The sequence below is a fragment of the Agrobacterium sp. T29 genome, assembly GCF_006970545.1.
Classification (GTDB): Bacteria; Pseudomonadota; Alphaproteobacteria; order Rhizobiales; family Rhizobiaceae; genus Agrobacterium; species Agrobacterium leguminum.
In genome coordinates, this window is sequence record NZ_CP040641.1 from 1,894,069 (window position 1) to 1,920,998 (window position 26,930).

24 protein-coding genes are annotated in these 26,930 nt (G+C 61.0%); 4 read left to right on the forward strand and 20 right to left on the reverse strand.

The features are described from left to right. The first annotated feature begins 215 nt into the window (after positions 1 to 215). Positions 216 to 1,178, forward strand: a complete 963-nt coding sequence (locus FGF54_RS23765) for a 2-hydroxyacid dehydrogenase (RefSeq protein ID WP_142781365.1) — start codon at positions 216 to 218, stop codon at positions 1,176 to 1,178. 162 nt (positions 1,179 to 1,340) lie between these two features. Here FGF54_RS23765 and FGF54_RS23770 read toward each other — a convergent pair whose 3' ends face one another. The 11 genes from FGF54_RS23770 to FGF54_RS23825 form a co-directional block, all read right to left on the reverse strand. Continuing rightward, positions 1,341 to 2,468, reverse strand: a complete 1,128-nt coding sequence (locus FGF54_RS23770) for a Gfo/Idh/MocA family protein (RefSeq protein ID WP_142781366.1) — start codon at positions 2,466 to 2,468, stop codon at positions 1,341 to 1,343. Positions 2,469 to 2,704: 236 nt separating this feature from the next. After that, entirely contained in the window at positions 2,705 to 3,517 is an 813-nt protein-coding gene (gene iolB / locus FGF54_RS23780) for a 5-deoxy-glucuronate isomerase (protein WP_142781367.1), read from the reverse strand. 190 nt (positions 3,518 to 3,707) lie between these two features. Then, complete coding sequence (iolE, locus tag FGF54_RS23785; protein ID WP_142781368.1) at positions 3,708 to 4,616, reverse strand: myo-inosose-2 dehydratase; 909 nt, start codon at positions 4,614 to 4,616, stop codon at positions 3,708 to 3,710. A 1-nt stretch (position 4,617) separates the two neighbouring features. After that, positions 4,618 to 6,444, reverse strand: coding sequence for a 3D-(3,5/4)-trihydroxycyclohexane-1,2-dione acylhydrolase (decyclizing) (gene iolD / locus FGF54_RS23790; RefSeq protein ID WP_142781369.1), 1,827 nt, complete (start codon positions 6,442 to 6,444; stop codon positions 4,618 to 4,620). Then, positions 6,441 to 8,357, reverse strand: a complete 1,917-nt coding sequence (gene iolC, locus FGF54_RS23795; protein WP_142781370.1) for a 5-dehydro-2-deoxygluconokinase — start codon at positions 8,355 to 8,357, stop codon at positions 6,441 to 6,443. The genes iolD and iolC overlap by 4 nt, the downstream gene beginning before the upstream one ends. Positions 8,358 to 8,564: 207 nt before the next feature. Beyond that, the gene (locus FGF54_RS23800) at positions 8,565 to 9,380 is read right to left on the reverse strand and encodes a MurR/RpiR family transcriptional regulator (RefSeq protein WP_003519830.1); all 816 of its coding nucleotides are present in this window, start codon (positions 9,378 to 9,380) and stop codon (positions 8,565 to 8,567) included. 274 nt (positions 9,381 to 9,654) lie between these two features. Then, positions 9,655 to 10,371 (reverse strand): ABC transporter ATP-binding protein, encoded by a 717-nt coding sequence (locus tag FGF54_RS23805; RefSeq protein ID WP_142781371.1) that lies wholly within the window; start codon positions 10,369 to 10,371, stop codon positions 9,655 to 9,657. Further along, positions 10,352 to 11,116 carry an ABC transporter ATP-binding protein gene (locus FGF54_RS23810; protein ID WP_142781372.1) on the reverse strand — a complete coding sequence of 255 codons (765 nt, stop codon included), beginning with the start codon at positions 11,114 to 11,116 and terminating at the stop codon, positions 10,352 to 10,354. Before FGF54_RS23810 ends, FGF54_RS23805 begins: the two co-directional genes overlap by 20 nt. Continuing rightward, complete coding sequence (locus FGF54_RS23815; RefSeq protein WP_059758460.1) at positions 11,113 to 12,120, reverse strand: branched-chain amino acid ABC transporter permease; 1,008 nt, start codon at positions 12,118 to 12,120, stop codon at positions 11,113 to 11,115. Before FGF54_RS23815 ends, FGF54_RS23810 begins: the two co-directional genes overlap by 4 nt. Before the next feature lies 1 nt (position 12,121). Then, entirely contained in the window at positions 12,122 to 12,985 is an 864-nt protein-coding gene (locus tag FGF54_RS23820) for a branched-chain amino acid ABC transporter permease (RefSeq protein ID WP_065655352.1), read from the reverse strand. 87 nt (positions 12,986 to 13,072) lie between these two features. Further along, positions 13,073 to 14,245 (reverse strand): ABC transporter substrate-binding protein, encoded by a 1,173-nt coding sequence (locus FGF54_RS23825; RefSeq protein WP_065655351.1) that lies wholly within the window; start codon positions 14,243 to 14,245, stop codon positions 13,073 to 13,075. 376 nt (positions 14,246 to 14,621) lie between these two features. Here FGF54_RS23825 and FGF54_RS23830 point away from each other — a divergent pair, with 376 nt between their 5' ends. Beyond that, positions 14,622 to 14,993 (forward strand): hypothetical protein, encoded by a 372-nt coding sequence (locus FGF54_RS23830; protein ID WP_059758458.1) that lies wholly within the window; start codon positions 14,622 to 14,624, stop codon positions 14,991 to 14,993. A 27-nt stretch (positions 14,994 to 15,020) separates the two neighbouring features. Here FGF54_RS23830 and FGF54_RS23835 read toward each other — a convergent pair whose 3' ends face one another. From FGF54_RS23835 to FGF54_RS27375, 6 genes are all read right to left on the reverse strand, one after another. Further along, positions 15,021 to 16,754, reverse strand: a complete 1,734-nt coding sequence (locus tag FGF54_RS23835; RefSeq protein WP_142781373.1) for a M14 family metallopeptidase — start codon at positions 16,752 to 16,754, stop codon at positions 15,021 to 15,023. Between the two features lie 5 nt (positions 16,755 to 16,759). After that, complete coding sequence (locus FGF54_RS23840) at positions 16,760 to 17,608, reverse strand: ABC transporter permease (RefSeq protein ID WP_059758452.1); 849 nt, start codon at positions 17,606 to 17,608, stop codon at positions 16,760 to 16,762. 6 nt (positions 17,609 to 17,614) lie between these two features. Then, entirely contained in the window at positions 17,615 to 18,538 is a 924-nt protein-coding gene (locus FGF54_RS23845) for an ABC transporter permease (protein ID WP_003519820.1), read from the reverse strand. A 90-nt stretch (positions 18,539 to 18,628) separates the two neighbouring features. Next, entirely contained in the window at positions 18,629 to 20,164 is a 1,536-nt protein-coding gene (locus FGF54_RS23850; protein WP_142781374.1) for an ABC transporter substrate-binding protein, read from the reverse strand. 41 nt (positions 20,165 to 20,205) lie between these two features. Beyond that, entirely contained in the window at positions 20,206 to 22,026 is a 1,821-nt protein-coding gene (locus tag FGF54_RS23855; protein ID WP_059758447.1) for an ABC transporter ATP-binding protein, read from the reverse strand. Continuing rightward, positions 22,023 to 22,193: a hypothetical protein gene (locus tag FGF54_RS27375; protein ID WP_168208227.1), complete on the reverse strand. Its 171-nt coding sequence runs from the start codon at positions 22,191 to 22,193 to the stop codon at positions 22,023 to 22,025. Before FGF54_RS27375 ends, FGF54_RS23855 begins: the two co-directional genes overlap by 4 nt. 319 nt (positions 22,194 to 22,512) lie before the next feature. On the opposite strand from FGF54_RS27375, the gene FGF54_RS23860 reads away from it, so the two are divergent. Beyond that, positions 22,513 to 22,815 (forward strand): putative quinol monooxygenase, encoded by a 303-nt coding sequence (locus FGF54_RS23860; protein ID WP_142781375.1) that lies wholly within the window; start codon positions 22,513 to 22,515, stop codon positions 22,813 to 22,815. Between the two features lie 77 nt (positions 22,816 to 22,892). Here the strand turns inward: FGF54_RS23860 and FGF54_RS23865 are convergent, their stop codons facing one another. Beyond that, positions 22,893 to 24,794: a bifunctional sugar phosphate isomerase/epimerase/4-hydroxyphenylpyruvate dioxygenase family protein gene (locus FGF54_RS23865; RefSeq protein WP_142781626.1), complete on the reverse strand. Its 1,902-nt coding sequence runs from the start codon at positions 24,792 to 24,794 to the stop codon at positions 22,893 to 22,895. Between the two features lie 119 nt (positions 24,795 to 24,913). Here FGF54_RS23865 and FGF54_RS23870 point away from each other — a divergent pair, with 119 nt between their 5' ends. Then, complete coding sequence (locus FGF54_RS23870; RefSeq protein ID WP_020810447.1) at positions 24,914 to 25,606, forward strand: TetR/AcrR family transcriptional regulator; 693 nt, start codon at positions 24,914 to 24,916, stop codon at positions 25,604 to 25,606. Here the strand turns inward: FGF54_RS23870 and aroQ are convergent. Together aroQ and FGF54_RS23880 are read right to left on the reverse strand one after the other, a co-directional pair. After that, complete coding sequence (gene aroQ, locus FGF54_RS23875) at positions 25,581 to 26,024, reverse strand: type II 3-dehydroquinate dehydratase (protein ID WP_142781376.1); 444 nt, start codon at positions 26,022 to 26,024, stop codon at positions 25,581 to 25,583. The two genes, FGF54_RS23870 and aroQ, sit on opposite strands and share 26 nt — an antisense overlap. Further along, positions 26,021 to 26,890 carry a shikimate dehydrogenase gene (locus FGF54_RS23880; protein ID WP_142781377.1) on the reverse strand — a complete coding sequence of 290 codons (870 nt, stop codon included), beginning with the start codon at positions 26,888 to 26,890 and terminating at the stop codon, positions 26,021 to 26,023. The genes aroQ and FGF54_RS23880 overlap by 4 nt, the downstream gene beginning before the upstream one ends. Positions 26,891 to 26,930 lie beyond the last annotated feature (40 nt).

A 26,930-nucleotide genomic window follows, 5' to 3' on the forward strand; every position in this document is an offset into this window, starting at 1 on the left:
TGGGCTGGCTGGATGCCGGATCCAGTCCGGCATGACGGGGAGGGTGCTTAAAAAAATCGGCATGAAACTTCCGTCTGCCCCCATAGCATCCCCTTATTGCCCTTTTCACGGCCGTCTTTGTTTGAAAAGATCGCCGCCCAGAGGAGTGGGATGGCGGAAGGTTCGCCTGCAACCCGCTCCGACTATCGGAATGTTATCAGGAGGAATATCCGCTCATGTCTGACAAAAAGGCCGTCGTTCTCGTTCCCGGCAAGATAAACCCGCGCGTTCTCGAACGCCTCGAAGGCAAGGTCGAGATCGTGACTGTGCCTGCCGGTGCCGAGCCGGTTCTGCCTGATGGGGCGGCCGAGCGTGTTAACGCCATTGCCGTTTCCGGCGTCGTCAACGCCAAATGGATCGATGCGCTGCCGAAGCTCGAGATCATCGCCAATTTCGGCGTGGGTTATGATGGCGTCGATGCCAAACATGCCGCCACACGCAACATCGTGGTGACGAATACGCCTGATGTGCTGAACGACGAGGTGGCGGATACAACGATTGCGCTTTTGATCAACACCGTGCGCCGTCTTTATCAGGCCGAGACCTGGTTGCGCGACGGCAAATGGGTTGGTGAAGGCCCGTTCGCGCTGTCGCCGTTTTCGCTGCGCGGCCGCAAGGTAGGTCTCTTTGGCATGGGCCGCATCGGGCAGGAAATCGCCAAGCGGCTGGAGCCTTTCAAGGTGGAAATCGGATACCACACCCGCAGCAAACGGGATGGCCTTTCCTACACCTATTACGACTCGCTGAAGGAGATGGCGGAAGCCGTCGATATCCTCATCTGCATCGTGCCGGGTACGCCGGAAACGCATAAGGCGATCAACGCCGAAATCCTGACGACGCTGGGGCCTGAGGGCGTGTTCATCAATGTCGGGCGCGGTTCCAGCGTCGATGAGGATGCGCTTTTGCAGGCGCTTAAGAGCGGTGCTGTGGGCGCTGCCGGTCTCGATGTGTTCTATGCCGAGCCGAAAGTCCCGGAAGCCTTCCTGTCGCTGCCGAACGTCTCCCTGCTGCCGCATGTCGCCTCCGCCTCGGTTCCGACGCGCAACGCCATGGCCGATCTGGTGGCCGACAATATTCTTGGCTGGTTCAAGGACGGCAAGGTGCTGACGCCGGTGCCGGAAACGCCGGTCAAGGGGTGAGGCTTTACCGCCACACGCCCGTCACCCCGGACTAGATCCGGGGTCCAGCGCGATCAAGTCCTTGATCGCGAAATACTCCTCTCACGGCGCAGACGCGCCGTGGCTGGATACCGGCTCAAGGCCGGCATGACGGAGGAGACGTTTTCGCCCTTTGTGGGCGTCCTATTCCGCAATCTCCGAGCTTCCCACCCAGCGCCCTTCGGCAAACGACCGGGCCATGGCGTGGATGCTGCGCTCGATCTTCAGCCCTTCCTCGAAATCGATGATATGGGCCTTTTTCCCCTCGATGGCCGTGATCAGTTCCCGGCATTCGATCACCTTCAGATCGTTGAAGCCGAGGCCGTGGCCGGGGGCGGGGATGAAGCGGTCATAGGGCTTGTGGTGCGGTGCGGTGAGAATTGTTCTGAAACCCTGCTCCTCCGGGCGTCCATCCGTGGTGTAGAGCTGGAACTCGTTCATCCGCTCCTGATCGAACAGGATCGAGCCGGTGGAGCCATAAATCTGGATGGCGATGCGGCCCTTGCGGCCCCAGGCGGAACGGTTGGCGATGAGCACGGCGGAAATGCCGCCTTCGAGCTTCAGCAGCACGCTGGCGAGGTCATGTGTTTCGACGGCGCGTTCGCCACCGCCGGCAAGCGGCCGGGTTTCATAAGGCTTCACCATGTCGGTGATGGCGCTTTCGGCATGGCCGAAGAGAGCGAAGAGCAGTGACAGCGGGTGCACGGCAAAATCGTCCAGCGCGCCATAACCGGAGGAAGCTTCGCTCTTCCAGTAGAAGGGCTGGGTGGCGTCGGCCATGAAGTCCTCGTCCATTTCGGCGCGAACATGATAGACCTTGCCGATGGCGCCTTCGTCGATCAGGCGGCGGATATGGCGGATGACGGGGTTCTGGATGTAGTTGTAGCCCATCGCCGCTGCCTTGCCGGACCGGCGGGCCGCATCGCGCATCTTCACCGCGTCGGCAAAAGCGGGAGCCATCGGCTTTTCACACCAGACATGTTTGCCGGCTTCAAGGGCGGCAATCGCCATTTCCGGGTGGAAGGCGTTGGGCGTGGTGACCGAGATGACGTCGATCTCGGGGTCGGAAAGCAGGTCGCGCCAGTTGCCTGTCGAGCGGGCAAAACCGAATTCGGCGGCTTTCTTCGCGGCAAGCTCGGGATTGACTTCCGCGAGCGTCACGAGGCGAGGGCGCTCCACATCGCCGAAGACGCTGGTGACATTGTTCCACGCCAGCGCGTGGCATTTGCCCATGTAACCGGTGCCGATAAGGCCCACGCCAAGAGCGGCCATGCTATTCTCCTCCCGAAATTATTTGAATTAATTCAATTGTTTGGATGCGTTGGTTCAGCTCCAACGTAGAGTCGAGATATACCTCCGCAGACCCCTCATTCCTGTGCTTGTCACAGGAATCCAGCCGACGCGCGTCTGCGCGACGGAAAGACTCCTTTCAGCCCAAGGACTTGGGCTGGCTGGATCCCTGTGACAGGCACAGGGATGAGGAGGCGGCGGTGTTTGCCTGAAATGCCTTACGGATTATCCCGCTTGAAAATCCAGTCGTGATCCGGGTGGTTCTTGAAGCGCCATTTGCGCATCGGCCCCGCCATCACATTCAGATAATACATCTCATAACCATAGGGCGCGCCGCAGGGGTGGTGGCCCTTGGGCACCAGCACGACGTCGCCGTCCGACACCGCCATGGTCTCATCCAGCGAACCATCTTCGGTGAAGACGCGCTGGAAGCCGAAACCCTGCGCCGGGTTGAGCCGGTGATAGTAGGTCTCCTCCAGATAGGTCATGTTGGGGTAATTATCCTCATCATGCCGGTGCGGCGGATAGGAGGACCAGTTGCCCGACGGCGTGAAGACTTCCGTTACCAGGAGGCTGTCGGCCACATCGCGCTCTTCCATGGCGATGGGAAAGATGTAACGCGTATTGGCGCCCTTGCCACGCTCGGTGAGCTGCACGCCATTGGGGCCGATCTGCTGCGCCTCGCGGTTGCCTTTTTCGCCGGGTGCGGTGCAGACGCCGACGGTGCAGTCGGTCGTGGCGGTCAGCGACCATTCGGAGCCGGCCGGAACATAAACGCAATGCGGCGGCTTGCGCTCGAACACATTCATGCGGTCGCCGAGTTCACCGAAGTCCTTACCGCCTGCGGAAATCGTCGCCTTGCCTTCGACCAGCACAAGGATGACTTCGGTATCGCCGGTGTTTTCCGCCGCCGTCTCGCCCGGCTTCAGGCGGTAAAGGCCGAAACCGACATAACCCCAATCCGCGCTTTGGGGCGTGATATCGTGCACCTTGCCGCTGGTCGCGACCGGCTTGCGCAGAAGTGAGGTCATGGTGGTGTTCCTTTTTGGTCAGTCGTTCGTCGGTTCTTGCCGTCTCGTCACCCCGGCCTTGAGCCGGGATCCAGCCAACGCGCGTCCGCGCGGCGGGGACAACTCTTTTCAGCCCAAGGACTTGGGCTGGCTGGATACCGGCTCAAGGCCGGTATGACGGGCGGGGTATGCCGCCCGTTATCGGCTCAGCTCAAGCAGCCTGAGCCTTGTCCAGCCCTGCTTCGCGCGCAAAAGCCTTCAGCGATTTCAGCCCGAGGCTCTGATATTCGAACGGGTTGCGCACATCCGGGTCCTGTTCGGCCTCGATCACCAGCCAGCCGCTGTAACCATGCTCGGCCGCCACCTTCAGCACCGGCGGAAAGTTCACGCCGCCTTCGCTGTCGCCGGGAACGGTGAACACGCCGCGGCGCACGCCTTCGAGGAAGGAGAGCCGCTCACCGCGAACCTGATCGGCAATGGCAGGGCGCACGTTCTTGGCATGGATATGGCCGACACGACCCATGTATTTTTGCGCAACGCGCACCGGATCGCCGCCGCCGAACAGGCAATGGCCGGTATCGAGGAGCAGATGCGTCTTCGGGCCGGTATGCTTCATCAGGAGATCGATTTCCTCTTCGCTCTCCACCACCGTTCCCATGTGGTGGTGATAAACGAGGGTGATACCCTGTTCTGCGGCAAAGGCGGCCAGCGCCTCGACGCCCGCGCCGAATTTCGCCCAGTCCCCGGCCGCAAGGCGCGGACGGTCGACCAGCGCCTTGTCGTCGTCGCCATGGATGGCATTGGAGGTCTCGCAGACGATGATGACCTTCGAGCCCATCGCCTTCAGGAGATCGAGCGCCGGCTGCATCGCCTTCTTTTCGGATTCGATGTCGTCGGTCAGAAGGTTCAGCGAATGCCAGCCGGAGACGAAGGAGAGGCCGCGCGGCGAAAGCACGCCCTTCAGGCCTTCCGGCTCCGTCGGGAACTTGTGGCCCTTCTCGATGCCGTCGAAACCGATCTTGGCGGTTTCGTCGAGGCATTGTTCGAGGCTGATATGCGCGCCCAGCGTGCGGTCGTCGTCGTTGGACCAGGCAATCGGGTTGGTTCCGTAACGGATCATCTTACTGTCTTTCCTTGAGATGGTTTTCATAACGGGCGCGGGCCGGGCCGATTTCGGCGCGGTCGGAAACTTCAGGCACCGCGACATCCCACCAGTGACCGCCGGCCTGCGGCGTCGGGTAAGGATCGGTATCGATGACGATGACGGTGGTGCGGCTGGAGGCGCGGGCCGCGGCAAGCGCCTCTTCCAGCTCGCTTATGGTGGAAACCTTGCGCGCATCCGCTCCCATCGAGCCGGCATGGGCCACGAAATCGATAGCGATCGGGTTGACGTTGGTGTGGGCGTAGAGGTTGTTGAACTCCGCGCCGCCGGTTTCCATCTGCAGCCGGTTGATGCAGCCGTAACCGCGATTGTCAGTGATGACGAGCGTGATCTTCACGCCCATGGCAACCGAGGTCGCAAGCTCGGAATTCATCATCATGTAGGAGCCGTCGCCGACCATGACGATCACGTCGCGGTCCGGTTCCGCCATCTTGATGCCGAGGCCGCCGGCCACTTCATAACCCATGCAGGAGAAGCCGTATTCCATGTGATAGGAGAGCGGCAGCTTGGATTTCCACAGCTGGTGAAGCTCGCCCGGCATGGTGCCGGCCGCGCACATGACGACGGTATTGTCACGCGACTGGCGCTGCACCGCGCCGATGACCTGCATGTCGGTGGGCAGGCTGTTGACCTGGTCCTCACCCGGCGCTGCCGTATCGGCATCGGCCTTTTTAAACCATGCAGCCTTGAGACCGGCATCCGGCGCGGCAAAACGTTGGCTGCCGAGTGCTGCGGAGAGTTTCTCAAGCCCGATCTTCGCATCCGCCGTCAGGCTGATCGCATCGTGCTTGGCGCTGTCATAGGGCTGAACGTTAAGCGCCAGGATTTTGCGGTTCGGGTTCTTGAACAGCGCCCAGGAGCCGGTGGTGAAATCCTGGAAACGCGTTCCGACGCCGAAAACCAGATCGGCCTTTTCGCTGATGATATTGGCGCTTTCCGCACCGGTAACGCCGACAGGACCGAAATTCAGATCGTGATCCCACGCCAATGCCGATTTACCGGCCTGCGTTTCGACGACTGGAATGGAGTGGGTTTCGGCAAAGCGCTTCAGGGTTTCGGTTGCGCCGGCAAAATGCACGCCGCCACCGGCAACGATGATCGGGTTCTTCGCCGCCTTGAGCGCAGCGACGGCTTCTTCGAATTCCACGACATCCGGCTCGGGGCGGCGCTGGCGCCAGACTCGCTTTTCGAAGAAGCTGACAGGGTAATCATAGGCCTCCGCCTGCACATCCTGGCAGAAGGCGAGCGTGACGGGGCCGCAATCGGCAGGGTCCGTCATGGTGCGCATGGCGCGGGGAAGGGCTGTCAGCAATTGTTCCGGCCGCATGATGCGGTCGAAATAACGGCTGACGGGGCGGAAGCAGTCATTCACCGTCATCGTGCCATCGCCGAAATCTTCGAGCTGCTGCAAGACCGGATCGGGCCCACGATTGGCGAAGACGTCGCCGGGGATCAACAGCACGGGAAGGCGGTTGACATGGGCAAGGGCGGCGGCCGTCACCATGTTTGCCGCACCCGGGCCGATGGAGGAGGTGACCGCCATGGCGCGGCGGCGGCGCAGCTGCTTCGAATAGGCGATGGCCGCATGGGCCATGGATTGCTCGTTCTGGCCGCGATAGGTCGGCAGTTCGTCGCGGATACCATAAAGCGCCTCGCCGATGCCGGCGACATTGCCATGGCCGAAAATGGCCCACATGCCGGCGATATAGGTTTCGCCATGTTCATTCATCTGCGCTGCCAGGTAACGAACCATGGCCTGCGCAGCCGTCAATCTGATTGTCTTCACGCTGCCTCTCCCTTTTTGGCGCGCGCCTCATCCCAAATGCGGCACAGGCTGGTATAGCGCTGCGCCATATCCCTGACCGCTTCCTCATCGGTCATCTTGCCACCGAGCCAGCTGCGGGCGGCATCCGCGAAAATCGTGCGGCCAACGGCGAAACCTTTGACCAGATCGAAACCGGCGGCAAGGCGGAAGCTCTCCTCTAGTTCGCTTTGCGGCGCGTCGAGACCGAGAACGACGATGCCCCGCACGTAAGGATCGTTGCGGTGCACGGCGTCGCAGGCGTTTTTCCACGCAGCACGGGTCTTCATCGGCTCCAGCTTCCACCAGTCGGGATAGACCCCGATCTCGTAAAAGCGCTCGATGATGCGGGCGGCGGTCAAATCGTCGGTCGGGCCGACCTTGGAGGGAATGACCTCCAGCAGCATTTCCAGCCGGTTGCGGCGTGTCGCCTGGAACAGACGCATGACCGTCTCTTCCTGCGTGGCGCGCATCTCATCCGTATCGTCGGGATGATAGAAACACAGAACCTTGACGACATTTTCAAGCGGCCATTCGGAAAGACCGCCGAAATCCTTGCCGAGATCGGGTTCCAGCGTCAGCGGGCGCGAACCCGGCCATTCCACCGGGCGACCGATCCAGAGGCCCGAGCCGCTGGCGGCAAACAGGGCGTCACGTCCGAGACGGCCATCGCAGAGAATGCCGTAACCCGGCCTGTCGCCGGCAACCTGCTGCGCGGCCTGAAGGCAGAGTTTCTTGAAAGCGCCGATCTGCTCGTGCTTGACGCCAAGCTCGTCGGCGATGGCCTCCAGCTGCATGCGGTGGTCGAAGGCGAAGACGCGCATCGTGTCCCAGTCGCCCTTGCGGTTGGTCGACCAGTGCACCTGCTCCAGCGCCTCGTCCTTGCGCAGCGCCTTGTTGCGAATGCCGGCCTTGAAGAAATATTGCAGTTCTTCCCAGCTCGGATAGGCCGGCGTGCAGCCATGGCGGGAGACGGCGAAAGCGCCGCAGGCATTGGCGTACTTCAGCGTTGTCGGCCAGTCTTCGCCGCGCAGCCAGCCACGGAACAGCCCGGCCATGAAGCCATCGCCCGCACCGAGAACATTGAAGACCTCGATCGGGAAACCCTCGCCAGTTTCGCCATCATCGAGACTGGAAGGAATTTCACCGGCGAAAACCGAAGCACCCATCGGGCCCCGCTTGCACACCAGCGTCGCATTCGAGACCTTGCGTACGGCGTTCAGCGCCGTCAGCGTATCGGTGGAGCCGCCGGCAATGTGGAATTCCTCTTCCGTGCCGACGATCAGATCGAAGAGATGCAGGGTGGATTGCAGCTTGGCGGTGACCTTCTGCGATTCGACGAAACGGCTCTCGCCATCGCCGTGGCCGGCCACACCCCAGAGGTTGGGGCGGTAATCGATATCGAGCGCGGTTTTCGCACCATTTTCGCGGGCGAGTTTCAGCGCCTTCAGCACGGCCGCTTCCGTCTTCGGGTGCGACAGATGCGTGCCGGTGGCGCAGATGCAGCCTGCCTCGGCAATGAAGGCGGGATCGATGTCGTCTTCGCTGAGCGCCATGTCGGCGCAGTTTTCGCGATAGAAGATCAGCGGGAACTGGTTCTGGTCGCGAATGCCGAGCAGCACCAGCGCGGTCAGCCGCTCCGGATCGGTCTTCACACCGCGCACGTCGACGCCTTCGCGCACCAGCTGTTCGCGAATGAAGCGGCCCATATGCTCATCGCCGACGCGGGTGATGACGGCGCTGTTGAGCCCGAGGCGGGCAGCGCCGGCTGCGATATTGGTGGGAGAGCCGCCGATATATTTGGCAAAGGAGGCCATGTCCTCCAGACGGCCGCCGACCTGCGAACCGTACAGATCGACAGACGAGCGCCCGATCGTGATGAGATCAAGTTTTTTCAAAAGGTTCCTCCTTAGCACCGCACCTCGGTACGGTCTGCCTCACATGTCTGGAGCGGCATTCAGGCGACGATCGCCCGCATCTTTCGCCATCCCGCTCCGATGAGCCTCCTCCGCTCATTTCGTTCGTCACGAGACGGACGATTATGGAATGCCCGTTTCATGGATTTGGATCATAAATTCTATTTTTTCCGTTTTCAATAAAAATATTCAGGCTGTTTTGCGCGTTCCCACAGCCACGGCCAGCGTAATGGCCAGACAGAGCGTGGCGGAAAGCGAGCGGAATGCGCCGAAATCGATCTCGGTGACGGTCAGCAGCGTCGCACCGGATTTCCGCAGCGGATTGACGGCGGAATCGGAAAGCGCCACGACCGGAATACCGTTGGCGCGGGCGTTTTCCGCCAGCTCCAGCGTTTCTGCCGAATAGGGAGAAAAGGTGATCGCGATCAGCGCATCGTCACGGGAAATGGCGCTGATATTGCCGAGCCCGCCGACCGCACTGTGCAGAACCGCCGGCACCTTCATCTTCTCGAAGGCGTAAGCGAGATAGCTGGCAATGGGGAAAGAGCGCCGCAGACCGATGATATGCACGGTGCGCGCCTTCGCCAGCGCCGAAACCGCCTCGTCAAGCTGGCGGGTATCGACCGATTTCAGCAGCATTTCCAGCGAAGAACGGCCGGCCTCCACGAATTCGGCAAGCAGGCCGGATGCGCTTTCATCGCCCTTCTCCCGCAGATGGTCGAGTCGTGTGGCATAATCCGGCCAGCCGCCGACATAGGAATCGCGGAACAGCCGCTGCATTTCCGAAAAGCCGGAAAAGCCCATGATCTGGCAAAAACGCATGAAGGCCGAGGGCTGCACGCCAGCCCCTTCCGCCATTTCAGCGACGGTGGAAACGGCGATGCGATCCTGATTGGAGGCGACATAATCGGCGCATTGCCGCAATCGTTTCGGCAAACCCTCCGCGACCTGGAGCAGCCGCTCCTCAAAAGCCTTTACGGATTCTGGCGCCTCGATTGCCGTCATTGTCGTTCCTTTGTGCAGACTGAAATCGTGTGCACTTTAACTGTAGTGGAATTTTTATTCCATTGGGTTTTTTGAGGAAGGGCAAATGAGACGGCGGAGGCTTTGTGTGATCGGTCACCCTCCGTCATTCCGGCCTTGAGCCGGAATCCAGCCTGCGCGCGTCTGCGCGGCGCGAAGAGTCTTTTCACCCCAAGGACTTGGGGTGGCTGGATACCGGCTCAAGGCCGGTATGACGGAGATTGTATATATGAACGCGCAACGGCGATGCGTTGGCTCAATGCAGCCCGCCAACGCCAAGATGCGTATCGATAATATCCGGGTTCTCCGCAAGGTCGCTCGACGGCCCTTCCCAGACGATGCGGCCGCGTTCCATGATGATGGCGTGGTCGGCGAAGTCGATGGCCATCTGGATGCGCTGTTCGACGAGGAGAATGGTCATTTCACCCGATTGCGCCAGTTTGGAGAAGGCGTCCATCAGCTCCTCGCAGATGACGGGGGCAAGGCCTTCGAGCGGTTCGTCGAGAAGCAGCACCCGCGGTTGGCCAAGAATCGTGCGGGCGGTGGAGAGCATCTGCTGTTCGCCGCCGGAAAGTTGCGAGCCGAGATTGCGGCGGCGCTCCTTCAGGCGCGGAAACAGCGTGTAGGCTTCCTCGATGGCCGATTTCGGCCGGGTCTTGAGGCCGACGAACAGGTTCTCCTCGACGGTGAGGGTGGGAAACACATCCCGCGTCTGCGGCACGTAACCGAGGCCGGCTTTGGCGCGGGCGGCACTCGGCAAAGCGGCGATGTCCTGGCCGCCGATGCGGATATCGCCGGCGAAGCGTTTCGTCTGGCCGGCCAGCGTGGCGAAGAGGCTGGTCTTGCCGACGCCGTTGCGGCCGAGCACCGCGAAACGCGAGCCCGACGGCACGGAAAGCGACAGGCCCTCGATGACGCGGGTGGGGCCATAACCTGCGGTGAGGTTGACGATTTCAAGCGGCGTTGCGGGCATCGGCGTAACTTCCCAGATAGGCTTGGCGGACTTCCGCATTGCTGGTGACGTCTTCCGGCGAACCGTCGAAGATGACCGCGCCTGCGGCGAGCACCACCACACGTTTGGCAAAACGGAAGACCAGATCCATGTCGTGCTCGATCATCAGGATCGCGAGGTCGGCCGGCAGCCGGTCGAGCGCCTGTTCGATGCGCGCGGTTTCCGTGGAAGGCACGCCGGCGGCCGGTTCGTCCAGCAACAAGATTTTCGGGCGAAGCGCCATGGCAAGCGCGATCTCGATCAGCCGCTGCTGGCCATAGGCGATCTCGCGCACGCGGGTTTCCGCAAGGGCCAGAAGACCGAGCGTCCCGAGAATGTCGCGGGCTTCGCTCATCACCGCAGGCATGGCGCGGTAACGGCCGAAAATCCGGCCCGTCTTACCTTCGCGCTGGAGAATGGCAAGCGCCACGTGTTCTTCCGGCGTCATGTCCTGAAACAGCCGCGTGACCTGGAAGGAGCGGACGAGGCCGCGCTTCACCCGCTGGCTGGCGCTGAGGCCGGTCACATCCTCGCCTGCGATGCGCACCGTGCCGGCCGAGGGCTTGATATTGCCGGTGACGAGATTGACGAAGGTGGTCTTGCCGGCGCCATTGGGGCCGATCAGCACCGTGCGGTCTCCCGGCGAAAGCGACAGCGAGACATTGTTGGTGACGACGAGGCCGCCGAAATTTTTCTTGAGGCCGGAGACTTCGAAAATGGCGCTCATTTGCGACCTCCACGGATGCGCGCAATGATCTGTTCACCCGCGCCATAAAGCCCGCGCGGCGCAAAAAGCACGACGGCAATCAGCAGCAGGCCGACAATGGTGAGCCAGTGGAACGGATTGGCGGCGGAAACGACATCTTCGAACCACATGAAGGTGACGGTGCCGATCAGCGCGCCGTAAAGCGAACCCGCGCCGCCGAGCACCAGCATGACCAGCGCTTCGGCCGAAAGCGTGAAGCTGAGGCTATCGAGGCCGACGACCTGGGTGGAAATGGCGTTAAGCGCACCGCCAATGCCGGCGACGATGCCGGATATGACGAACATCTTCAAAATCGTGCCGTTGACGGCGCCGCCCATGGCCTGAATGCGGATGCTGTCCTGCTTGACGCCGCGGCACAACATGCCGAAGGGCGAATTGACCACGACCCTGAGGGCGAGGAAGACGACGAGCAGCAGACAGACGCCGTAAATATAGGCGGTGCGGCCGAAAAGGTCGAATTCGAAGGTGCCGAACAGCGCGTCCGGGGAAACGCCGGCAAGACCGTCGCTGCCGCCCGTCCAGCCCGATGCCTTGTTGGCAGCCTCATGGAACAGGTGGATGACGGCGATGGAAAGAACGAGCTGCGGCAAGCCGTGGGCGCGCAAGAGAACCGTACCGGAGACCAGCCCGGCGACGCCGCCCGCGCCTGCGCCGATCACGGTCATCAGCAGCGGATCGGTGATTTCGAAATGGGCGGCGGCGATGCCGGCGGCATAGGCGCCCGCGCCGAAGAGTGCGGCATGGCCGAGGGTGGCGACGCCGCAATAGCCGGTGACGAGATCGATCGACAGCACGAGCAGCGCAATGGCGATGATGCGGGTCAGAAGCGCCAGATTATCCGGAAACAGGTAATAACCGGCAATCGCGGCGATAATGATGAGGAGCGGTCCCGCAAGCGTGCGCAGCGGCGAGCGCGTCTTCGGGATCTCTGCCGTTTCAGTCACGTCGTTCATGAGCACCGCCATCTCATTTCGCCCTTCCGAGAAGGCCGCGCGGGAACAGCGTGATGATCACGATGACCGCCAGGTAAAAGAAGAATTCGCCATATTCGGGGGCGAGGTAGCGCCCGGTCGTATCGATGGCGCCGAGCAGCAGGCAGGCGATCAGCGCGCCGGGAATGGAGCCCGCGCCGCCGACCGAGACCACCACGAGGAAGGTCACCATATAACGTAGCGCATAATAGGGTTCGACCGGCAGCAATTCCGCGCCGATGACGCCGCCCATGGCGGCAAGGCCGACGGCGATGGCGAAGCTGACGGCATAGATAACCTCGGTGCGAACGCCGAGCGCGGCCGCCATGGCGGCATTATCGACAGCAGCGCGCAGCTTGATGCCGAAGGCGGTCTTTTCGAAGGTGAACCACAATGCGCCGGCAACAGCCAGACCGCAGGCAATGGCGAAGATGCGGTGGGTGGCGATGGTGCGGAAGCCGAGATCGGTGGGGCCGGCCAGCTGCTGCGGCAGCGGAATGGTCTTCAGCGTCGGGCCGAAGACGAAGTTGGCGATGCCGATGATGCAAAACGTGATGCCGATGGTCATCAGCACCTGCGTCAGTTCCGGCGCGCCATAGATGCGGCGATAGAGAAAACGCTCAAGCGGAATGGCAATGACGATGGTGCCGACGATGGCGACGAGGATCGCCAGGGCATAACCGAGGCCGAGGCCATGGGCGGCATAGGAGGCGAGATAACCGCCGATCATGGCGAAGGCGCCATGCGCCAGATTGACCACCCGCATCAGCCCCATCGTCACCGAAAGGCCGATGGAGATGATGAACAGGACCATGCCATAGGCGAGCGCATCAACAAGGATGCTGAAGACCGTCTGCATGCTGAAAATTCCTCCCGGTGCTGCAATGCCCATCCGGGCCGGAGACGGGCCGCGACGGGCGGCCCGGAACATCTCTACAAACCGCCGTTATTTCGCGGCGGCGAGGCCCGGATCGCCCTGTTTTTCAAAGGTCTGGACTTCCTTGTTGTAATAATTGCCGTCATCGCCCTTGGCCACTTCGCGCAGATAGATGTTCTGCGTGATGTGGCGGCTTTCCGGATCGATGCTGACAGGGCCGCGCGGGCTTGTCCAGGAAAGACCCTTCACCGCGTCCACCGCCTTTTCCGCATCCTGCTTGCCGCCAGTAGCCTCGATCATCTTGCTGATGACATACATGCCGTCAAAGGCGCCGACGGAAGGGAAGGAGAGTTCCTTCGGATTGCCGATCGCCTTGGCGGCGGCCTCCACGAAGGTCTTGTTCTCAGGGGAATCATGCGAGACGGCGTAATGGAAGGTCGTCTGCATGCCGAGCGCGGCTTCGCCAAGCGCCGGCAGGTCGGATTCCTGCGTCAGATCGCCCGGTGCGAAGAGCTTGACGCCTGCGGATTTCAGGCCGTTATCGTTGAAGGCCTTGACGAAGCCGAGCGTGGTCGGGCCCGACGGCAGGAAGGCGAAGACGCCTTGCGCGCCGGAATCCTTCACGCGCTGCATGATCGGGCTGAAATCATTGGTGGAAAGCGGCATGCGGATGCTTTCGACAACCTCGCCGCCGGCGGCGGTGAAGGCCGCCTTGAAGGCGTTCTCGGCATCGACGCCCGGGCCATAATCGCTGACCAGTGAGATGACCTTCTTCACGCCGCCATCAAAGGCCACCTTGGCGATGGGGGTGGAGGTCTGCCAGGTGGTGAACGAGGTGCGCACCACATAGGGGCTTTTCGTCACGATGGCCGAAGTGGCGGCATTCATGATGACCATCGGCACGTTGCCCTGCTTCAGCAAAGGCGTGACGGCCATGGCGTCGGGGGTGAAATAGAAGCCGGCGAGATATTGTACGCCTTCCTTGACCACCAGCTCCTGCGCCAGCGCCTTGGACTGCGCCGGATCGGCCTGCGGCACATCGCGATAGACGACCTCCACCGTATCGTCGCCGACCTTGTTGCCGTGCAGCGCGAACCAGGCATCGATGCCGGCCTTGAAGTTCTTGCCCTGCAGCGCGAAGGGGCCGGAGAACGGACCGACCACGCCCACCTTGATTGTATCGGCATAAGCGGCAGTACTGAAGCAGATGGCCGCGATGGCGGCGGTGATCCGTAATTTCATGATTTCCTCCCAATTGATCCGTGGCTCCCATCCACCGATCCAGACTGCCAGATTGATGAGTGCGGTGGCCAAAGTAAAATGAAATAAGGGGGGTGATAAATAACCTGACGGTTATCAATACCCGTCTCGCCGGGTTTGTCTCACGTAAGATCGCACAATAGTGATCATCCCGTGATTCTCAATGTATAGCGCCGCCGCAGCCATCACGACCGGTGTTTTCGCGGCACGTGGTATCGAAATGCTTCCTCATAAAAACCAGCTTTTGTGCATGTTTCGAAAATGACAGTCATACCCGCGCAAGCCTCGTGCCTTAACCAGTTCTAAGGGGATTGTTTGTAGCCTCGCGAAGCATATTGTGAACTTTATTTGGTGTCTGATGGGCGAATATCAAAATAGAGTTGTTGAGTTGATGCGAGATCGCGTTGGCGAAAGTATACTCAACAATAAGATCGAGCGCCGCGAAGCATTTCTTCGCAAGGCGCTGGCGCTGTATCACGTCATGGGCGGAGACGCGCAAGGCATGCACGCTGCGGTGGAGGATGTGATCAACCTGCAAAAGCCAAGTGTCGATGTCGCTATTGGCGACGTGATGCATGAACTGGCGGCAATCGGTCACGTTGCCGATCTTGATATTATTCAGGCCGGGTACAACAAGCTTGATGCCGCTAATCTGCATATTCTGAGCAAGGGCAAGAGGCTGTTGCAGAAGCAGCGGGACCAAAAACTCGCCGGCACGGCGGGAAAATAGGCCGCCCATCGAGGGCGGCCTGCAATATCAGGCCACTTCCCCGACAAGAATCTCCTGCCAGGCATCATAGGCGGAGAGAACCGTTTCCATCTGCGCGGTGTGGCCGGTGATGAAGTCGTTGCCGTAGATCGTCTCGTCGGGGTATTCGGTGATCAGCGTCATCGGCACGGTGTGGCGGTCGTCGACGGAGGACAGGCACGGGAAGCCGTTGATGATGCGGAAACCGGTTTCGCCAGCGTGGATTTCATAAAGAGCGATCTGTCGGTTGTTGTAATCGAGCAGGCCGGGAATGGCGCCGAGATGGCGGGTTACCCGGTCGAGCAGGGCTTCGGCCTGCCTTTCCCAGTCCGCATGGTGGCGGATGATGAGGAAGAACCCTTTCGGCAGCGTCCACATGGCGAAATTGCGCGGGACATAACCGGAAAGCGGCCGGGTCCATTCGTGGGATGGATAACCGTGCAGGTTTACATGCAGGCTGGCGCCGCTCATCTCCTGCGCCCTGAAACGGATTGCCTTCTCGTTGAGATGGACGCCCGAATTTTCCCGCGTGCGATATTCGAGATCGTCGCCAAGCGCCGTGTAACGCGCCGCGTGATGCATGTGGCGCGGATTGTCGGCTCTCAACCGCTGATGCAGGGCGTAACCATCCGGATTTTCCAGCGGCGAAATGGTGAAATGTGCGCCTTTGCGCTCTGCGAGTTTGCGGGCGGCGCGGATGGCGCCGACGATGCCTGTGGTCTCGTTGGGATGCTGGCCGCCGCTGATCATCACCGCGGCATCGCTGCCGGTGACATAACGGGCGGCAAGAATGCGGCCGGAACGGGAGCGGGCCTCGAAGGCCTCGCCGCCGATTTCTTCAAGCAGCTTCGCGAGCTGGCCTGCCGCAACCGGTTCGCTGGCCGTATCGATCTGCTGTTCACGGCCATCGAGAAAGGCGGTGGTGAGCGTGCGGGCCTCGATGCGGACAGAGACTTCACCTTCGCTTTTCACGATTTCCGGTACGATCTGGCCGGGTTTCAGGCCCCGGTCACCCAGCGGCCGGCCGGATTTCTTCTGGAAGAACTCCAAAAGCGAGAAATAGAAATCCTCATGCAGGGCTTCGCGCAGGCTGACGACCTCATCGCCGAGGGAGAGCGGCAGATCTTCGGCCGGATGCGCGACGCGGATGTTCAGTTCCTCGAAATAGGGCTCTTCATCGCCCCAGCCATGGTTGGCGACGGCATGGATCGCCGCTTCGAAAAGCCGTTCGTAATCCGTCTCCAGCCGCTCGCCTGAAGCGTCGCCGGCAAGTCGGAACCAGCCGGTGGGCGAAACATTGGTTTCGCCGACGATATCGGTGTGCACCCGGTTTGGCGCCAGAATCTTCAGGGTTTCCTTCTTGCCGTTGCGGCTCAGGGTAACATCATAATGGAAGGCGTCGTCTTTTCGGGCGACGAAGTCGATCTTCGCATCGCCCACCAGCGCGGCCAGCGGATAGGCCTCCAGCCGGAAACGATTGGCGGGTGCGTTGGCATGCACCGGGTAACGCACCTCTATGGTGTCGACGCCATCCAGATTGATCTCTTCCAGAAAGGTGAAGAGAAGCGGCTTGTAGGCGCTGCGGATGCGGGCGCTGACGCCTTTTTTCTTCAGTCGGTTTTCGGCTTCGCGGCGGCTTTTGGCGTCATCGAAGCTCCATGCCTCGAAGGACTGGCCGGGCTCGGCATTGGCGAGAAGCGTATCCAGCGTGCGTTCGAAAGTCTCGTCGAAAATCTGGCTCATCGCATTTACCTCGAGGTTCTGCCGGTGGGGTCGAGGCTGTCACGCAGCCAGTCGCCGAGAAGGTTGAGGCCAAGCACCGTCAGAAGGATAGCAAGACCCGGGAAGACGCTGACCCACCATGCCGTCTGCAGATAGGTCCGTCCATCCGCCAGCATGCCGCCCCAGCTCGGAATGGTCGGATCGACGCCGAGGCCGAGGAAGGTGAGGCTGCTTTCAAGCAGGATGTTGTTGGCGACATTGAGCGTCATCAGCACGATGACCGGGCCGATGAGATTCGGCAGCAGATGCTGGAGAATGATGCGCCAGTCCTTCACGCCGATGGCGCGGGCGGAAAGGATGAATTCCCGTTCGCGCAGCGTCAGCACCGAGCCGCGCACGAGGCGGGCATATTGCACCCATTGCGAGACGATCAGCAGGATGATGGTGTTGGTGAGGCTGCCGCCGACAATGGCGATGAAGGTGATGGCGAGCAGAATGAAGGGCATGGCGAGCTGGATATCGGCAAAGCGCATGACCAGCATATCCCAGAAGCCACGATAATAACCGGCCACCAGGCCGACAGCGACGCCGAAGATGACGGCGCCGATGACCGAGGTGAAACCGACCAGCAGCGAAATCTTGCCGCCGGCGACGACACGGGCGAGCACGTCACGCCCCAGCGGATCGGTGCCGAGCGGATGGGCGGCATTGGCAAAGGGTTTGGCAAGGCGCGCCATCAGGTCGATCTTGTCCGCGCCGCCCGGAAACAGCACGTCGGAAAAGACGACGGCAAGGCAGATGACCACGGTGAGGAACGCGCCGAGGACGAATTCGAGATTGGTGAAGCGCGCGAGACGCGAGGTTTTGGCAGCCATCGTCACTTACTCCGTGCGGATGCGCGGATCGACAAGCCCATAGGCGATATCGACCAGAAGGTTGATGCCGACGATCATCAGCGACAGCACGGTGATGACGGCCTGAAGCACGGGATAGTCGCGCGCGCCGACCGCATCGAAGGCCAGCGTGCCGAGGCCCGGCCAGTTGAAGACACGCTCGATGACGACGATGCCGCCGAGCAGCCCGCCGAATTGCAGGCCGAAATAGGTGATGAGCGGAATGGCGCAGTTGCGCAGCGCGTGTTTGTAGAGAACCTTGTTTTCGCTAAGGCCCTTGGCGCGCGCCACCATGACATATTGCGAGCGCAGCGTATCGAGCATGGCCGTTCGGACAAGGCGGACATTGGTGGCGGTGAGGATGACGCCCATGGTGACGGCGGGCATGATGTAGCTGGCAAAACCACCCATGCCGCTTGGCGGCAGCCAGCCGAGCGTGATGGAAAATAAGAGCACCAGCATGGTGGCCAGCCAGAAATTCGGGAAGGACAGGCCGACGAGCGAGAAAATGCGGATTACCTGATCGGCCGTCTTGCCGCGCGAGGTCGCCGCCTTGATGCCGAGCGGGATGGAGAGTGCAATCGACACCGCCATGGAGATGAAGGCGAGCAGCAGCGTGGCGGGCAGGGCATCGGCGATGAGGCGCGAGACCGGCGTGCTGCCGGTGAAGCTGCGGCCGAAATCGAGCGTCACGAGGCCCTTCAGGAAGCTGAAATATTGCACGAAGAACGGCCGGTCGGTGCCCAGTGCTGCGCGGATGCGCGCCAGATCGTCTTCCGTCATGCTGCCGCCGCCCTGGAACATGGTGACAGCCGGATCGCCAGTGAGGCGGATGGCGAAAGAAACGAGAAGGGTGATGGCGATGACGACAAAAATCGCCTGCAGCAATCGCTTGATGAGGAAACCGGCCACGTTTTTTACCTTGCGAGGAAACGGGGGAAGAGAAATCCCGCCTTGCCCGCGAGAGGCGGACAAGGCGGCGTGTTTAGAGGATCAACCCGCTTATTCGACGGTCACGTCGGTCAGCTTCAGGCGGTTATCCGGCGGCGCGACGAAACCCTTGACCCGCTTGTTGATGCCGTAAATGGCATTGGTGTTGTAAAGCGGAATTTCCAGCGCGCGGTCGGCGGTATAGCTGCCGATTTCCTTGAGGATTTTTTCGCGCTCGGCACGGTCGGTCAGCGGACGCTGGGATTCCAGCAGCTTGTCCAGCTTTTCGTCCTTATCGTAAGGGTTCCACTTTTCACCCGAGTGATACATGGAATAGGCCGTGTTGTCGTAATCGAAGGTCCAGCCGCCCCATTTCTGCTGGAACATCGCGCCGGTCTTGCCCTGCGGGATGATGTCGTTCAAGAGCACGTTGGTTTCATAGGGCTTGATGGTGGCGGTGATGCCGACCATGGAGAGGTAGCTGGAAATGACCTGCGCCACCTCGTTCATCGTCGCGTCATTGCCGCGGATATCGATCTGCAGCGCCGCGCCTGCCTTGACGCCGGCTTCCGCGAGAAGCTTCTTTGCACCTTCCGGATCGTAAGGCAGCGGCTTCAGCTCCGGATCGTAACCGAAGGACAGCGCGCTCTGGAAGCTTGCGATTTCCGATGCCTGGCCGGCAAGGATCGACTTGACGATGGTGCCGCGGTCGACGGCCATGATGATCGCCTTGCGCACCTTCGGATCGGCGGTGATGCCGTCACGGGTGTTGAAACGCAGCGCATCGACCGTCGGGCCGGGCACGCTGACGATCTCAAGCTTGGAATCGCCTTGGATAACCGGAATCATGCCGATCGGGATGGTCGGCGGAATGACGAGATCGACGCGGCCGGCCTGCAATTCGGCAACGGCGGTCGCCGGCTCGGCGATGAAGCGATATTCAAGCTCGGAAAGTTTTGGCGCGCCGCCCCAGTAATCCGGGTTGGCTTCGAGCTTGATGTTGGTCTTCGGCGCGTAGGAAACGAATTTGAACGCGCCGGTGCCGACGGGGTTGAGGTTGAAATTGTCCTCGCCCTTTTCTTGAATATATTTCGGCGGAACGATCATGCCGCCATAACCGGCAAGCTTGGTCAGCAGCACCGGATCGGGCGCCTTCAGCTTCATGTCGACGGTGTAATCGTCGATGACATCGACGCTTTCGATGGCGACATAGTTGGAGCGCTGCGGGCCCTTGGCACCCTGTTCGCCGAGAAGGCGCTCGAAGGTGAACTTGACGGCGGCGGCGTTGAAGGGCTCGCCACTGTGGAACTTGACGTTCTGGCGCAGCTTGAAACGGATGCGCTTGCCCTCATCCAGCTCTTCCCAGGATTCGGCAAGGCCGGGCACAACCTTCAGGTCCGGGCCGCGATAGGTGAGGCCATCGAAGATGTTGGTGGCGACGGCCGCCCATTGCACGAGGAAGGTGTCGATTGGATCCCAGCTGCCCGGATCCTGCGGGCTGGAAATGGTCATCTTGCCGGCGGCAAGAGCCGGCGCGGCGGTAAAGGCCGTTGCGGCCATGGCAAGCGCGACGAACGTTGTCGTCATCCCCTTCTTGATTATTGTCATCTACCTGTTCCTCTTCAGATGGTTGTGGTTCTGGTTGTTATTCAGGCGCTCTTCGCGATGAAGTGGCCCGGATTGATTTCCTCATGGGCGAGAATGGCCGGCTCGTCGCCGACACGGCGCACGGGATTGGGTATTTCTCCTTCGATCATCGCGATGCGGCGCTCGATGGTCGGATCGGCCACCGGCACGGCCGAAAGCAGGCGGCGGGTGTAATCATGCGTCGGGGTTTCGAAGACCTGGCGGCGGCTGCCCATTTCCATGATCTGGCCAAGATAAAGCACGGCGACGCGGTGGCTCATCTTTTCCACCACCGCCATGTCATGGCTGATGAAGAGATAGGCGAGCCCGCGTTCGGCCTGCAAATCCATGAACAGATTGATGATCTGCGCCTGAATGGAGACATCGAGCGCCGACAGCGCCTCATCGGCGATGATGAGCTTCGGATCGGAAGCCAGCGCACGGGCAATGCAGACGCGCTGGCGCTGGCCGCCGGAGAACTCGTGCGGATAACGCGCGGCATGTTCGGAGCTGAGGCCCACACGCTCCAGCAATTCATCCACGCGCCGCTTTACGGCCTTCTGATCGTTGATCAAACCATGGGTGTTGATCGGCTCGGCAATCGAAAAACCGACCGTCTTGCGCGGATCGAGCGAGGCAAAGGGGTCCTGGAAGATATATTGCACTTCCTGACGCATGCGGAAGCGCTCCGCCGCCGACATCTGAGAATAGCTGCGACCATTGAAGGCAATTTCGCCCGAGATGGCCGTCTGCAGTTGCTGGATGGTGCGGCCGATGGTGGATTTGCCGGAACCGGATTCGCCCACCAGCGCCAGCGTTTCGCCGGCATGAATATCGAAACTCACCTTCTGCACGGCGCTGCAACGGTGCGTCGCCTTGCCGAACAGGTTCTTGCGGATATCGAAGCGCACGAACAGGTCCTTGACCGACAAAAGCGGCTTCGCGTCATATTTCGCCGTGTTTTGCACGCGCTCCTCGCCAACCACAACCGGCTGGCCGTCCTGCAACACGGTGAGCGGCAGGCGCTTGGGAAACTCTTCGCCTTCCATGCTGCCGAGGCGCGGAACGGCGGAAAGCAGGGCGCGTGTGTAAGGGTGCTGCGGATTGGCGAAGATATCCTTGACCGGACCTTCCTCCACCTTCTTGCCCTTCCACATGACGACGACGTCATCGGCCATTTCCGCCACCACGCCCATATCATGGGTGATGAAGACCATGCCCATGCCGAGCTTCTTCTGCAGGTCGCGCATGATGTTGAGGATCTGCGCCTGAATGGTCACATCCAGCGCCGTCGTCGGCTCGTCGGCGATCAAAAGCTTCGGCCGGCAGGCGAGCGCCATGGCGATCATGACGCGCTGGCGCATGCCGCCGGAAAGTTGGTGCGGATAACGCTTCAGAAGCTCGGCCGCATCGGGCAGGCGCACCATTTCGAGCAGCTTCTGTGCTTCCGCCAGCGCCGCCTGCTTGCCCATCTTTTCATGCAGCACAAGCACTTCGCAGATCTGGTCGCCGATGGTGAAGACGGGGTTGAGCGAGGTCATCGGCTCCTGGAAGATCATGGCGATCTCCTTGCCGCGGATCGCGCGCATCTCTTTCTGAGACGCCTTCAGCAAGTCCTTGCCTTCAAACAGGATTTTGCCGGTGGGGTAGGTGGCGCCCATCATGTCGGCAAGGCGCATGGTCGAAAGCGAGGTGACCGATTTTCCCGATCCGGATTCGCCGACGACCGCGACCGTGCGGCCGGGCTCGACGCTGAAGGAGATATCGTCCACGACGCGGCTATTGCCGAACTCGACGCTCAGGCCTTCGACCGAGAGGAGGGCGTTTGCGGGTGCGGCAGTCATGTCAGCGTCTCCGGCGTGGCCTGCGCGGCAAAGCTGGCGCGGCCATGTGAAAATGAGGAAGGGGAAAATGTCTCGGGCAGGCGCGTGCTGGGCGATGCCATGGGCAGGGACGGGAATGTCACGAAGAACTGCATGTCTTCAGGCCGCTTTGTCGGCAAAATGCGCATTGGCCGTCGCCCGCGGACACGGCACATTCGATGTCACCGAAGCGCCGCAGGCAACCTCATCGGTACCGGCCGGATGATTTGCGTCGGCCGCAGATTCGACGATGCGCATGTAACTCTAATTCCCCACCCTTGTTTTGCGAAAAAGCTAACAAAACCGAACAATCATGTCCAGAGTGTTGAACAATTTTTGTGTACTGCTCTACAAATGCGCAGCTGCACCGATTTTGAGCGCGCATTCCTGAAGGATGCTTCGCGATGATGCGTGTATTCCACGATTATTGTCGCTAAAAACCTTTGAGAAGAGCGATGAGGAATGGGAATGCCGGGCATGAACAACAAGGCAGGCGCAGTCAGGCTGAGGGGCTTTTTACGGTGCTTGTCCAAGGATGATGTCGAGCTGGTGCGGCGCCACCTTCCCGAACATCTGCGTCTGACCAGAGCGGAACCCGGCTGTCTTTCCTTCGAGGTGTCCGAGACAGACGATCCCCTGATCTGGCAGGTGGAGGAGCTGTTCGCCGACCGTGCCGCCTTCGATTTCCATCAGCAGCGGACGCGGGCGTCCGAGTGGTTCACGGCGACCTCCGCCATTCCACGCGATTACGAGATAACGACATTGGCGTGAATGAGAACAGGCCGCAGCGGCATTCCTGCCGGCTGCTGCCCGATTGGATTTCTCCGATTGTATTTCGGTGCCGGGAGTTATTCCTTCGGCATGCCGACCGGCGGCGCAAGCCGTCTTTGTGCGGCGATGCGGAAGGGGGCGTTCATCGCGCCATAACCGCCATAGGCTCCGCGTCTTTCGATGATTTCGAAGAAGAAACCCTCGCCGAAGGTGCGGCTGTAGATCTGGAAATATTCGCCATTGTCGTCGCGGTCATAAAGAATGCTCGCGGCCCGCAGCGCGTCCGAAAACTCCGGCTCCAGCCCGAAACGGGCTTCCAGATCGTCGTAATAATTGCGCGAGATCGGCAGGGCGTGGAAACCGCGCGCCTGCAAGGCTTTTGCGGTGGCGAAGATATCGTCGGTGGCAAACGCGATGTGCTGGATGCTGGTGCCGAAGCCCTCGGCCAGAAATTTGCCGGCGAAAGTCTTGCGATTGTCCGCACCGTTCATGGTCAGGCGGAAATGCGGCGAGGGCACGCTTTCAATCGCCTGGCTGCGCACCAGCCCACCCGGATCGACCACATCGACCATCGGTGTGCGCCGCGTCGCAAACAGCGAGGTGTAGAATAAAAGCCAGGTCAGCATTTCATCGTAATGCGTTGTTTGCGCAAGATGATCGATCCGCCTGAGACCGGCGTCGCCTTCCGGCGTTCGGCCTTCCGTGGGCACGAATTCATTGTCCCAGATGGAGGAAAGCTCCGGTGAACCGTCGAGGAAATAGATGACGCCGTTGCCCACGCCCTGAATGGCGGGAACGGCGACTTCGCCTGACTTGCGCGGCTCGGCGAAGGTGGGCGCACCCAGCGCTTCGGCCCGTACCAGCGCTGCTGCGGCATCATCAACCTTCAGCCCGAAGGCATAGGCATTGGTGCCGTGGATGGAATAGGAGGCTCCCGCGAAACTGTCGCCGCCATCGCTGGTATTGATGACGATGCGAATATCGCCCTGCGTATAAAGATCGACATCGCGATTGCGGTGCCGGGCGGTGTTTTCAAAGCCGAGCGTGGCGAGAAGGGCTTCCAGATTGGGTTTTTCTTCCGGTGCTGTGGTGAATTCGACGAATTCCACGCCTTCCGTCTGCACCCGTTCCGGCATGGCCGGCACATCGATGCGGATATCTGGTTCGAGACGGCGCACCTGGTCCATCAGGTTGATGAGCGAGCGGTGGCCATCCTCGGCCAGCAGCCGTGCCGAGCCGCCGCGGAACTGGTCGTTGAAGATTTCGAGCGATAGCGGGCCGCTATAGCCGGTTGCCGCCACGGCGCGCATGAAATCCACGACCGGCAAATCGCCTTCGCCCGGCATGTTGCGGAAGTGGCGGCTCCAGTAGAGCAGGTCCATGTCGATCAGCGGCGCATCGGCAAGCTGCACGATGAAAATCTTGTCGCCGGGAATGGAGCGGATCGAATTGGGATCGATCTTGCGCGACAGCGTGTGGAAACTATCGAGGATGATGCCGACATTGGCATGGTCGGCGCGGCGCACCACCTCCCAGGCGTCGCGGTGATCGCTGATATGGCGACCCCAGGCCAGCGCCTCGTAACCGACGCGCACGCCATGTTTTGCCGCAAGCTCGCCGAGCTGATGGAAATCGGCGGCGGCGCGGTCGATGCCGCCGAGCGAGACCGGTGAGACATTCGAGCAGATCAGCATCAGGTCGGTGCCGAGTTCGCCCATGATGTCGAATTTGCGCCCGGCCCTTTCAAAAGCGCGGCTCCGGTGCGGCTCCGGCATGCCCTCGAAATCGCGGAACGGCTGGAAAAGGGTGATATCCAGCCCGTGATCGGCGGCCAAGGCCTTCACCTCGCGCGGCGAGGCGTCGTAGGTCAGGAAATCGTTTTCGAAAATCTCAACGCCGGAAAAGCCCGCTTTGGCGATGGCCGCCAGCTTTTCGGGGAATTCGCCGCTGATCGATACGGTTGCAATGGATGTGCGCATTGGCATGCCGTGTCTTATTGTGTCATAGCTCGCCATATTGCCTTCCTTTTCAGCCTTATGTACTGATTGGTTAATAAAGGGGACGCAGCCAGAAGCCAGCCCCGTCCAGGGAATGAAGCATGAGCAAAAGCACGACCTCCAAAGGCACCCGCGATACCCGGCAGGCGAAGCGCGATCCGGAAGGGGTGCGCCGGGATATTCTTTCCGTCGCGATGGAGGAATTTTCGCAGAATGGCCTGTCGGGCGCCCGCATCGATGAGATTGCGGCGCGCACGCGCACGTCCAAGCGCATGATCTATTATTATTTCGGCGACAAGGAAGGCCTTTACAAACGCGTGCTGGAGGAAGCCTATGCGCAGGTGCGCGGCGGCGAAGGCAGTCTTGAGCTGGATGATCTCGAGCCGGTCGCCGCACTTGAGAAGCTCTGTCGGTTTACCTTCGAGCACCACCGCCGCAACCCCGCTTTCGTCCGGATGGTGATGACGGAAAACATTCACCACGGCAGGCATATCAGGGTTTCCGAAGCGATCCGCAACGTCAACCGACCGGCCATTGAAATCATGCGCCGAATATTGAAGCGCGGGCAGGATGCCGGCGTGTTTCGGCCCGGACTGGACGCTCTTGAACTGCATTGGCAGATCAGTGCTTTGTCTTTTTATAACGTCTCGAACACGGAGACGTTTTCGTTCAATTTTGGCGACACGCTTTTTAGCGAGGCCGGCCAGGAAGCGCTGTCTGCGCATGTGGCGGAGATGTTGCTGCGCTATGTATTGATGCCCGAGCATATTACGCGGATCGGGAAAGGCGATTGATGAGGTGGCGCAGCGCCACCTCATAACCATCGACGCCGAGGCCGGCGATCACGCCTTCGGCGCGGGTCGAGATATAGGAGTGGTGCCGGAAGACCTCGCGTTTGTGGATGTTGGAAATATGCACCTCGATCACCGGCCCCTCGAAGGCATTGAGCGCATCGAGGATCGCGACCGAGGTGTGGGTAAAGGCGCCGGGATTGATGACAATGCCCGCGGACTTGCCGCGGGCTTCGTGTACCCAGTCGATCAGCTCATATTCCCGGTTGCTCTGGGCAAAAAACAGATCGTGGCCGGCGGCATCAGTGATCCCACGGCAATTGACCTCGATATCGGCGAGCGTTTCATAACCATAGATTTCCGGCTGGCGCTGGCCGAGCAGGTTGAGGTTGGGACCGTTCAGAACAGTGAAAAGGCTCATGCGACGCCCTCCGCCATACAAAGCTCGGTGAAATGCGCCGTCATGCGCCCGGCATCCGGCTCGCGGCCGCAGAAGAGGCGGAATGCGCCGACGGCCTGAAACACGGTCATGCCGCCGCCGGGCAGGGTGCGACAGCCCTTTTTCGCCGCCGTCGCCAATAGCTCGGTGACAAGCGGCATATAGACGATATCGGCCACCCAGTGCCGCCGTTCGATGAGATCGGCCGGAACCGGCATGCCGGGATGGGCTGGCATGCCCATCGGCGTGGCGTGGATCAGGCCATCGGCAAAGGGCAGGGAGGCGGCGGGGTCTTTGACGGCAAGCGCGCGGCCCTCGCCGAAGCGGGCATTGAGTTCCCGGGCCAATTGCTCGGCCCTTGGGAAATCCCGGTCGAAAATGTCGAGACGGGCGATATCGAGCTTCAATGCGGCATGGGCCACCGCAACGCCAGCGCCACCCGCGCCGACCAGAAGCGCCCGGTCACGCCGGGCATCCGGCAGGCCGCGCACGAAGCTTTCGTAAAAGCCGTACCAGTCGGTGTTGTGGCCGATGCGGCGTCCGTCCCGGAAGACGACCGTGTTGACCGCGCCCAGCATGCGGGCATCGTCCGACAGTTCGTGCAGATGCGGAATAACGGCCTGCTTGAAGGGATGGGTGATGTTGGTGCCGGAAAAACCGCGCGCTTCCAGTTCGTCCAGCAGGTCGGGAAGGGCGCTCGGCGGCAGCTTGCGGGCGGTGATATCCACCAGCTCGTAGGAATAGTCGAGACCGTGGGCCGCCCCTTCGCGCATGTGCAGCGCGGGCGATTTGGAAAGCTGTATATCGGCGCCTATCAGGCCGACCTTGAAGGATGTTTTCTCTGTCATGATCACGTGTCGCTCATCGGACGGTGTGGGAGAGGCGGGA

What these genes read in the sequence shown, in the direction of transcription:
- FGF54_RS23765 (WP_142781365.1), top strand. Translation starts at nt 216, where the DNA reads ATGTCTGACAAAAAGGCCGTCGTTCTCGTTCCCGGCAAGATAAACCCG.
- FGF54_RS23770 (WP_142781366.1), bottom strand. Translation starts at nt 2,468, where the DNA reads ATGGCCGCTCTTGGCGTGGGCCTTATCGGCACCGGTTACATGGGCAAA.
- iolB (WP_142781367.1), bottom strand. Translation starts at nt 3,517, where the DNA reads ATGACCTCACTTCTGCGCAAGCCGGTCGCGACCAGCGGCAAGGTGCAC.
- iolE (WP_142781368.1), bottom strand. Translation starts at nt 4,616, where the DNA reads ATGATCCGTTACGGAACCAACCCGATTGCCTGGTCCAACGACGACGAC.
- FGF54_RS23800 (WP_003519830.1), bottom strand. Translation starts at nt 9,380, where the DNA reads ATGACGGCAATCGAGGCGCCAGAATCCGTAAAGGCTTTTGAGGAGCGG.
- FGF54_RS23805 (WP_142781371.1), bottom strand. Translation starts at nt 10,371, where the DNA reads ATGCCCGCAACGCCGCTTGAAATCGTCAACCTCACCGCAGGTTATGGC.
- FGF54_RS23810 (WP_142781372.1), bottom strand. Translation starts at nt 11,116, where the DNA reads ATGAGCGCCATTTTCGAAGTCTCCGGCCTCAAGAAAAATTTCGGCGGC.
- FGF54_RS23815 (WP_059758460.1), bottom strand. Translation starts at nt 12,120, where the DNA reads ATGGCGGTGCTCATGAACGACGTGACTGAAACGGCAGAGATCCCGAAG.
- FGF54_RS23820 (WP_065655352.1), bottom strand. Translation starts at nt 12,985, where the DNA reads ATGCAGACGGTCTTCAGCATCCTTGTTGATGCGCTCGCCTATGGCATG.
- FGF54_RS23825 (WP_065655351.1), bottom strand. Translation starts at nt 14,245, where the DNA reads ATGAAATTACGGATCACCGCCGCCATCGCGGCCATCTGCTTCAGTACT.
- FGF54_RS23830 (WP_059758458.1), top strand. Translation starts at nt 14,622, where the DNA reads ATGGGCGAATATCAAAATAGAGTTGTTGAGTTGATGCGAGATCGCGTT.
- FGF54_RS23835 (WP_142781373.1), bottom strand. Translation starts at nt 16,754, where the DNA reads ATGAGCCAGATTTTCGACGAGACTTTCGAACGCACGCTGGATACGCTT.
- FGF54_RS23840 (WP_059758452.1), bottom strand. Translation starts at nt 17,608, where the DNA reads ATGGCTGCCAAAACCTCGCGTCTCGCGCGCTTCACCAATCTCGAATTC.
- FGF54_RS23850 (WP_142781374.1), bottom strand. Translation starts at nt 20,164, where the DNA reads ATGACAATAATCAAGAAGGGGATGACGACAACGTTCGTCGCGCTTGCC.
- FGF54_RS23855 (WP_059758447.1), bottom strand. Translation starts at nt 22,026, where the DNA reads ATGACTGCCGCACCCGCAAACGCCCTCCTCTCGGTCGAAGGCCTGAGC.
- FGF54_RS27375 (WP_168208227.1), bottom strand. Translation starts at nt 22,193, where the DNA reads ATGCGCATTTTGCCGACAAAGCGGCCTGAAGACATGCAGTTCTTCGTG.
- FGF54_RS23860 (WP_142781375.1), top strand. Translation starts at nt 22,513, where the DNA reads ATGCCGGGCATGAACAACAAGGCAGGCGCAGTCAGGCTGAGGGGCTTT.
- FGF54_RS23865 (WP_142781626.1), bottom strand. Translation starts at nt 24,794, where the DNA reads ATGCGCACATCCATTGCAACCGTATCGATCAGCGGCGAATTCCCCGAA.
- FGF54_RS23870 (WP_020810447.1), top strand. Translation starts at nt 24,914, where the DNA reads ATGAGCAAAAGCACGACCTCCAAAGGCACCCGCGATACCCGGCAGGCG.
- aroQ (WP_142781376.1), bottom strand. Translation starts at nt 26,024, where the DNA reads ATGAGCCTTTTCACTGTTCTGAACGGTCCCAACCTCAACCTGCTCGGC.
- FGF54_RS23880 (WP_142781377.1), bottom strand. Translation starts at nt 26,890, where the DNA reads ATGACAGAGAAAACATCCTTCAAGGTCGGCCTGATAGGCGCCGATATA.